Source organism: Streptococcus sp. 2100 (genome assembly GCF_013276335.1).
GTDB classification, from domain to species: Bacteria; Bacillota; Bacilli; order Lactobacillales; family Streptococcaceae; genus Streptococcus; species Streptococcus pseudopneumoniae.
Genome location: NZ_VMKV01000061.1, coordinates 25,071 through 28,253, shown reverse-complemented (window position 1 = coordinate 28,253; position 3,183 = coordinate 25,071). Strand labels below are relative to the sequence as shown.

General features: G+C 40.1%; 3 protein-coding genes and 2 pseudogenes. 2 read left to right on the top strand and 3 right to left on the bottom strand.

Features of this window, described 5'->3' with window-relative positions; genetic code table 11:
- Positions 1–26 precede the first annotated feature (26 nt).
- Both HT669_RS08675 and HT669_RS08670 read right to left on the bottom strand, forming a co-directional pair.
- The gene (locus tag HT669_RS08675; RefSeq protein WP_000149864.1) at positions 27–164 is read right to left on the bottom strand and encodes a hypothetical protein; all 138 of its coding nucleotides are present in this window, start codon (positions 162–164) and stop codon (positions 27–29) included.
- A 20-nt stretch (positions 165–184) separates the two neighbouring features.
- Positions 185–916, bottom strand: a complete 732-nt coding sequence (locus HT669_RS08670) for a cyclase family protein (protein ID WP_001281647.1) — start codon at positions 914–916, stop codon at positions 185–187.
- Positions 917–1,170: 254 nt separating this feature from the next.
- On the opposite strand from HT669_RS08670, the pseudogene HT669_RS08665 reads away from it, so the two are divergent.
- Positions 1,171–1,697: pseudogene (locus HT669_RS08665) on the top strand (biotin transporter BioY).
- Between the two features lie 378 nt (positions 1,698–2,075).
- Here the strand turns inward: HT669_RS08665 and HT669_RS08660 are convergent.
- Positions 2,076–2,612: pseudogene (locus HT669_RS08660) on the bottom strand (Rgg/GadR/MutR family transcriptional regulator); the annotation flags it as partial.
- A gap of 123 nt (positions 2,613–2,735) precedes the next feature.
- Here HT669_RS08660 and HT669_RS08655 point away from each other — a divergent pair.
- Positions 2,736–3,077, top strand: a complete 342-nt coding sequence (locus HT669_RS08655; protein ID WP_001206380.1) for a metal-sulfur cluster assembly factor — start codon at positions 2,736–2,738, stop codon at positions 3,075–3,077.
- The last annotated feature ends 106 nt before the right edge of the window (positions 3,078–3,183 follow it).

Here is a 3,183-nt window from a genome sequence, read left to right as displayed (position 1 = left end):
GGGGTGAATAATTGGGGTTTAACTTACTATTCACTCAAATCATATTCATACTCAATTGGGCTGATATCACCAGCTGCGAAGGCTTCACGCGCTTGAACAAGCGCTTTTGGACGAAGGAAGGAACCAACATGATCTACTCGGAAAGGTGCGTGTGTATGTGTCATCTTTTTCTCCAATTCTATTTCTAAGGTAAAATTGCTAAAGCACGAACAGGCGAACCAGTCGCTTGATTCCAGTTAGGGAAACTGATACTAATCAGGGCACTTGTAGCAGGCACTTGATTTAGGTTGGCTAATACTTCTACCTGATAAATATCCTGCTCCAAGAGATAGTATTCATTGAGAAGCCCATGCTCAGCAGCAGGAATGCCTGCATCAGTGTCAAAAGTCTCATGACCGACGGCCTTGACCTGACGTTCATGAATCAAAAATTCTAAGGCTTCTCGGCTCCATCCAGGACTCTGTTGCACCCCATTTTCATCAAGATTACGCATAGCATCTTGATCAGGCCAACGTTTGGACCAGTCTGTCCGAAAAGCTACAAAAGACTCTGGCAGGATTTGTCCATGTTCCGCTTCAAAGTCCAAGATATCTTGCTTCGTCAAAATATAGTTTGGATTTTCAGCTACTGCTGCCGACTTATCGATAACAAAAAGAGGCAAAAGCAAGTCCTTGAGGTCAATCTCCTCCAACCAACGACCACCTTCAACAAAGTGAATCGGAGCATCAATGTGGGTACCGTACTGACCAACCACAGAAAACTGTTGCACATGGAATCCATCCTTCAAAGTGAATAAATCCTTCTTTTCCAAGGCTGGAAGAGCTGGGAAATGCGGGCTATTTTCATCAATACGATGGCTTAGATTGACCCATTTCTTTGATTTTAACGTTTCATAAAGCGATAATAAATCAGACATGACAGAACCTCCTTGATAGAAACATAGTTTCAAACTATATCAGTTGTAATAGATGCTTCTATTATACCAGCAAAGAATTCCCTAAACAAGCATTTATCGATTATATCGCATTACTCTTTTCTTGAGGTATATATAGTTTTAAACTATACCTTTCGACTGCCACACTATTTGTTACCTATGTTTAAAAATAAAGTTGACAATCTGTCAAAATCCATTATAATAATTACCATAAAAACAAAAAGAGGTTGACAATCTTGAAAAAATCATACACCTTAGTTCTTCCAGCTATCGGGGCTGCCTTGATTGCTGTGCTGGCTCAGATTACCCTTCCCCTTGGTCCTGTTCCCTTCATTTAGCGATTGGGCTAATTGCTACTATCTTTCGTCCTCGTGAAGCTCTTCTATCTGTAGGCCTCTACCTCCTTTTGGGTGGAATCGGTCTTCCTGTCTTTGCTGGGGGAAGTACTGGTTTTCATGTCCTGGTCGGACCAAGTGCAGGCTACCTCTGGTTTGATTTGCTTTATGCCGGAGTGACCGCCTATCTGACCCATCCCAAAACCAGTCCCCCTAAAATTTTTCTGGCCAATCTACTAGGAGATAGTCTTGTTTTTGTCGGTGGCATCCTGGGACTACATCTCTTATCGGGTATTCCTCTAGCACAAGCTACTACAGTCGGTGTCCTACCATTTATACTCCCTGACCTTGGAAAACTAGTAACCATCACCCTACTTAGCCAACCTATTTTTAGAAGTTTGAAAGGACAAGGCTATTTTCAACAATAATAAAAAGAGGCTGGAACAAAATTCCGACCCCAAATATAAAAAAACGAACAAAACTATTTTTCTGGTAATCAGAATTTTGTTTTGTTCGCTTTTTTATTCAATTATAGATTTGAATAGCTTAATAGTTAAGGTTTTAAAAATTGAAATCTTTTTATACACGATTGTTTAAAAAGTTATCGCTACATCATTTTCAGTAACATGATAACTAAGCTCCTTAACATTGATATCAGCCATTGCCCTCATCCAGGAAATTGCGGATGAAGTTTGGGGCTAATACTCTTCGAAAATCTCTTTAAACTTTGTCAGCGTCGCCTTGCCGTACGCCAGTACTGCCTTCGGCTATCTTCCTTGTTTGCTTTTTGATTTTCATTAAGTATTACGTACCATCTCTCTAACATACCTAGTGAAAAGAGAAGCAGATAGAAATTGTGAACTGACTGAAAATAAATTGAGTTCATAGATTCCCCAAATCTCGGTAGAAAACAAATAATCATGAAGGACTTTCCCTTCCTCTGCCGTTAACTCTACCGTATCATCCATGCTCTTCATATAAGACTTAATCATAATGGCATTTAAAATATGTTTCTGTTTGTTTTGAGAATGGACATGCTTTTGATACTCCTTGCGATACAAGTCCTCAAGAGGAGCTATATTCTTTGGATCCAAGACATCTATGATTTCTTTTCTCAACTCAGAATCTGTATCATACTGAAAACCTCTCGCCAGAAAGAGAATTTCCTCTACACTGGCAGATATATTTCCCAAGGCAAATAGAAACTTTTCCACCGAAAGCTCACTCTGACCTGTTTCAAAGCGGGACAACATAGACGGCGAAAATTGTCCCCCGGTTGCTTGTCTCAGTGAGATATTTCTTGACTCTCGTAATTGTCTAAAGACTTTTCCAATCTGCTCCATAGACTTCCCCTTGATTCCGTATTTTCTTCATTTTATCATATTTTTCAGAAAATTCATCAAAAGCTTGCCAAATTGTCAGAGTTATGAGAAAATAGGGGATATTTATCATGTGGAGGGACTGTAATGAGAGAGGATATCAAAATCAATGACCGTGCTTTGGCCTTGCAAGATCAAATTATCGAAAAACTAGAGAAGGTTTTTGATACAGATGTGGAATTGGATGTTTACAATCTAGGGCTGATCTATGAAATCAATCTGGACGAAACAGGTCTCTGCAAGATTGTCATGACCTTCACTGACACCGCCTGTGATTGTGCCGAAAGCCTGCCTATTGAAATCGTTGCAGGTCTGAAACAAATCGAGGGGATCGAAGATGTCAAGGTTGAAGTTACCTGGTCGCCTGCTTGGAAAATCACACGAATCAGTCGCTATGGCCGTATTGCCCTTGGACTACCACCTCGTTAATCAGACCAATCACTTTTAAAGATGAAAAAAGCAAGCCGAAAATGGCTTGCTTTTTGATACTCAATGAAAATCAAAGGGCAAACTAGAAAACTAGCCGCAGGTTGCT